Here is a 4,740-nt window from a genome sequence, read left to right as displayed (position 1 = left end):
CGGCGCGCGCGGTTGACGATGATCTTGTCCTCTTCGGACAGCTCGTCCATACCGAGGATGGCGATCTGGTCCTGGAGGTCCTTGTTGCGCTGGAGGATCCCCTTGACGCGCTGGGCCACCTCGTAGTGCTCCTGGCCCACGTACTGCGGGTCGAGGATTCGGGAGGTCGACGCCAGCGGGTCCACCGCCGGGTAGATGCCCTTCTGCGAGATCGGGCGGGAGAGCTCGGTCGTCGCGTCCAGGTGGGCGAACGTCGTCGCCGGGGCCGGGTCGGTGTAGTCGTCCGCGGGGACGTAGATCGCCTGCATGGAGGTGATCGAGTGACCGCGGGTCGAGGTGATCCGCTCCTGGAGCTGACCCATCTCGTCGGCCAGGTTGGGCTGGTAGCCCACGGCGGAGGGCATACGGCCCAGCAGCGTGGAGACCTCGGAGCCCGCCTGGGTGAAACGGAAGATGTTGTCGATGAACAGGAGCACGTCCTGGTTCTGAACGTCGCGGAAGTACTCCGCCATCGTCAGAGCGGACAGCGCCACGCGCAGACGGGTGCCCGGGGGCTCGTCCATCTGGCCGAAGACGAGAGCGGTGTCCTGGAGGACCTCCATCTCGTCCATCTCCAGGAAGAGGTCCGTACCCTCACGGGTGCGCTCGCCGACACCGGCGAACACGGACACACCACCGAAGTTGCGGGCGATACGGGTGATCATCTCCTGGATCAGCACGGTCTTGCCGACACCGGCACCACCGAACAGACCGATCTTGCCACCGCGCACGTACGGGGTGAGCAGGTCGATGACCTTGATGCCCGTGACCATCATCTCGGTCTTGGACTCGAGCTGGTCGAACGCCGGCGGCTTGCGGTGGATCGGCCAGCGCTCGGTGACGTTGAGCTCCGCGGTCGGCACGTCCAGGGACTCGCCCAGGGTGTTGAACACGTGGCCCTTGACGATGTCGCCGACGGGCACGCTGATGGGCTCGCCGGTGTCGCGCACCTCGGCGCCGCGGACGAGGCCGTCCTGCGGGGCCAGCGAGATGGCCCGCACCAGGTTGTCACCCAGGTGCTGGGCGACCTCCAGGGTGATGGTCTTGGTCTCGCCGCCGACGGTCACGTCGGTGTGCAGGGCGTTGTAGATGGAAGGGATCGAGCCGACGGGGAACTCCACGTCGACCACCGGGCCGGTGACCCGGGCGATCCGACCGGTGGCGGTGCCAGCCCCGGCCGTCTCTTCAACAGTCGCAGTCACTTTTCTTACTCACTTCCCGCGCTTGCAGCAGAGAGCGCGTCGGCACCGCCGACAATCTCACTGATCTCGTTGGTGATCTCGGCCTGACGCGCCTGGTTGGCCAGGCGGGTCAGGGTCTTGGCGAGTTCCTCGGCGTTGTCCGTGGCGGCCTTCATGGCCGCACGGCGCGACGCCTGCTGGGAGGCGGCGGATTCCAAGAGGGCGAAGTAGATGCGGTTGGTCACGTACTGCGGGAGCAGCCGGTCCAGCGCTTCCTCGGCGGAGGGCTCGAACTCGTACAGCGGCAGGGCCTGCCCGCCGTGCGAGGCTGCGAGTTCCGCCTCGTCGACCTCTTCCACCTCCAGCGGCAGCGCCCGCGTGGCGGTCGCGCGCTGGGTCAGCATCGACACGAACTCGGTCGAGACCACGTGGATCTCGTCGACCCCGCCCTCGGAGGTGTCCTTGGCGAACCTCTCCATGAGGGCGGTGCCGATCTCCTGGGCGTGCGCGTAGGTCGGACGCTCGGTGATGCCCTCCCACTGGTCCTCGACCTTGCGGCCGCGGAACTTGTAGAAGCCCGTACCCTTGCGGCCCACCATGTAGGTGACGACCTCCTTGCCCTGCTCCTGGAGGAGCTTGGCGAGGGAGTCCGCCTCCTTGAGGACGTTGGACGAGAAGGCGCCGGCCAGACCCTTGTCGCTGGTGATGACCAGGACGGCGGCCCGGGTGGGGTTCTCGGCCTCGGTCAGCAGCGGGTGGTCGGACACCCGGCTCGCCAGGGCGGAGACAGCTCTGGTGATCTCCCGCGCGTAGGGTCCGGCAGCCTCAGCGGCACGCTGCGCCTTGGTGATGCGCGTCGTGGCGATGAGCTCCATCGCACGGGTGATCTTCGCTGTCGCCTTGGTGGAGCGGATCCTCCGGCGATAGACGCGAAGCTGTGCACCCATGGGTTACTTCCCGCCCTTGGCGACCTTGATGGTCTCCTGGCCGACGTTCTCCTCTTCGAGCGCCTCGGCCTCGGCCTCGGTGCCCAGGAGGGTGCCCGCGGAGGTCTGGAAGCCCTGCTTGAACTTGTCGAGCGCGCCCTCCAGGGCCTGCTCGGTCTCGTCGCCGAACTTCCCGCTCTCGCGGATGACATCGAGGATGCTGGAGTGCTCGCGGTCGAGGAAGTCCAGGAAGTCGTCCTCGAAGCGGCGCACGTCCTCGACGGGGACGTCGTCGATGCGGCCGGTGGTGCCCATCCAGATGGAGACGACCTGCTTCTCCATCGCGAACGGGGAGTACTGGCCCTGCTTGAGCAGCTCCATCAGGCGGGCGCCGCGCGCCAGCTGCTGCTTGGAGACCGCGTCCAGGTCGGAGCTGAAGGCCGAGAAGGCTTCGAGCTCGCGGTACTGGGCCAGGCCCAGCCGGAGGGTACCGGAGACGTTCTTCATCGCCTTGGTCTGGGCCGCGCCACCGACACGGGAGACCGAGATACCGACGTCGATGGCCGGACGCTGACCCTGGTTGAACAGGTCGGAGTCCAGGAAGACCTGGCCGTCGGTGATGGAGATGACGTTGGTCGGGATGTACGCCGAGACGTCGCCCGCCTTGGTCTCGATGATCGGCAGCGCCGTCAGCGAGCCCTTGCCCAGCTCGTCGGAGAGCTTGGCGCAGCGCTCCAGGAGGCGGGAGTGCAGGTAGAAGACGTCACCCGGGTAGGCCTCGCGGCCCGGCGGGCGGCGCAGCAGCAGGGAGACGGCGCGGTAGGCCTCGGCCTGCTTGGTGAGGTCGTCGAAGACGATGAGGACGTGCTTGCCCTCGTACATCCAGTGCTGGCCCAGGGCCGAACCGGTGTAGGGGGCCAGGTACTTGAAGCCCGCGGCGTCGGAGGCGGGGGCGGCGACGATGGTGGTGTACTCCATCGCGCCGGCCTCCTCCAGGGCGCCGCGCACGCTGGCGATGGTCGAGCCCTTCTGGCCGACCGCGACGTAGATGCAGCGCACCTGCTTGTCGGGGTCGCCGGACTCCCAGTTCGCCTTCTGGTTGATGATCGCGTCGACGCAGACCGCGGTCTTGCCGGTCTGCCGGTCGCCGATGACCAGCTGGCGCTGGCCGCGGCCGATCGGGGTCATCGAGTCGATGGCCTTGATACCGGTCTGCAGCGGCTCGTGGACGGGCTTGCGCTCCATCACGGTCGCGGCCTGCAGCTCCAGCTCGCGGCGCTCGGTGGTCTCGATCTCGCCCTTGCCGTCGATGGGGGCGCCCAGGGGGTCCACCACGCGGCCGAGGAAGTTGTCACCCACCGGCACGGAGAGGAGCTGTCCGGTGCGGCGCACCTTCTGGCCCTCTTCGATGCCGGTGAAGTCGCCCAGCACAACGGCACCGATCTCGCCGATCTCGAGGTTCTGGGCCAGGCCCAGGGTTCCGTCCTCGAACTTCAGCAGCTCGTTCGCCATCGCCGAGGGGAGGCCACTGACGCGGGCGATGCCGTCACCGGAGTAGGTGACGGTACCGACCTCTTCCGCGCGGGTGGCCTCAGGCTCGTACGACTGGACGAAGCGCTGCAGCGCGTCCCGGATCTCGTCCGGCCGGATCGTCAGCTCCGCCATCTCTACGTTGTCCTTGCTCTCAAGTGGCGCCTGACCGGCGCCGTGCGTACTTGCCTTGCGTTTTTTCAGCCGGCCAGACGGCGCTGGGCCTCGGCGATACGCCCGGCGATGGTCCCGTCGATGACCTCGTCACCCACCTGGATGGAAAGCCCACCCACGATCTCGGGGGCGACCTCGGTGTTCAGGTGGATGTCGCGGCCGTAGACGCGCGTGAGCGCGGCCCCCAGCCGGGACTGCTGGTCCTCGCTCAGGGCGACGGCGCTGCGGACGACCGCGACGTAGCGCTTGGCGCGCTCGGCGACGATCTGCCCGTAGTTGTCCAGCGCCTGTTCCAGGGTACGTCCCCGGGGCCGGGTGACGGCTTCGCCGACCAGGGTCAGCGTCGCGGGGTCCACCTTGCCCGAGATCAGGCCCTCCACCAGGGAGAGCTTGTGCTCGGGGCCGACACCGTCACGGGTGAGGGCATCGCGCAGCTGCGGCTGGGAGGCGACGATCCGCTCGAAGCGGAACAGCTCGTCCTCCAGGCCGTCCAGGGCCGCGGCGCTGCGGAGCGAGGAGATGGTGGCGTAGACCGCCATCCGCTCCACGGCGTCCACGAGGTCGCGCGCGCTCGACCACTTGGCCGAGACGACGTCGCCGGCCACGAGGACCGCCGACGGCGAGACCTTGGACTCCAGCAACTGCCCGATGAGGGCGGTCTTGGCCTCCGCCGGGTTCGCCTGGTCGGCGAGCCAGCGGCGCAGCGAGTGCTCGTCGGTGAGCAGGGCGACGACCTGGAACAGCTCGCCGCCCAGCGCGACGCCACCGGTGGCGCCGGCCGACGCCAGGACGTTCTCGTCCAGGCGCCGGGTCACCTCGGTCAGCGACGTACGGCTGATACCACGCATCAGCGCACCTCGGCTTGCTGCTTGCCCTCGCTCTGCTCCAGC

At 68.6% G+C, this 4,740-nt stretch carries 4 protein-coding genes; all 4 read right to left on the bottom strand.

Features of this window, described 5'->3' with window-relative positions; genetic code table 11:
- Positions 1-1,241: F0F1 ATP synthase subunit beta (gene atpD, locus ACJOT3_RS32640; protein WP_406976988.1), on the bottom strand; the 1,241-nt coding region annotated here is incomplete at its 3' end.
- Positions 1,242-1,246: 5 nt separating this feature from the next.
- The gene (locus ACJOT3_RS32635) at positions 1,247-2,167 is read right to left on the bottom strand and encodes a F0F1 ATP synthase subunit gamma (RefSeq protein ID WP_406976987.1); all 921 of its coding nucleotides are present in this window, start codon (positions 2,165-2,167) and stop codon (positions 1,247-1,249) included.
- Positions 2,168-2,170: 3 nt separating this feature from the next.
- A complete protein-coding gene (gene atpA, locus ACJOT3_RS32630; RefSeq protein ID WP_406976986.1) occupies positions 2,171-3,811 on the bottom strand; it encodes a F0F1 ATP synthase subunit alpha in 1,641 nt (546 codons plus the stop codon).
- Positions 3,812-3,876: 65 nt separating this feature from the next.
- Positions 3,877-4,698, bottom strand: coding sequence for a F0F1 ATP synthase subunit delta (locus tag ACJOT3_RS32625; RefSeq protein ID WP_406976985.1), 822 nt, complete (start codon positions 4,696-4,698; stop codon positions 3,877-3,879).
- Positions 4,699-4,740 lie beyond the last annotated feature (42 nt).

The organism is Nocardiopsis protaetiae, assembly GCF_045446735.1.
In the GTDB taxonomy this organism is placed as follows: Bacteria; Actinomycetota; Actinomycetes; order Streptosporangiales; family Streptosporangiaceae; genus Nocardiopsis; species Nocardiopsis protaetiae.
This window is presented reverse-complemented; position numbering and strand designations above follow the sequence as displayed.

Excerpts from the sequence above, each read along its gene's own strand:
- atpA (WP_406976986.1), bottom strand. The coding sequence starts at position 3,811 with ATGGCGGAGCTGACGATCCGGCCGGACGAGATCCGGGACGCGCTGCAG.
- ACJOT3_RS32625 (WP_406976985.1), bottom strand. The coding sequence starts at position 4,698 with ATGCGTGGTATCAGCCGTACGTCGCTGACCGAGGTGACCCGGCGCCTG.
- ACJOT3_RS32635 (WP_406976987.1), bottom strand. The coding sequence starts at position 2,167 with ATGGGTGCACAGCTTCGCGTCTATCGCCGGAGGATCCGCTCCACCAAG.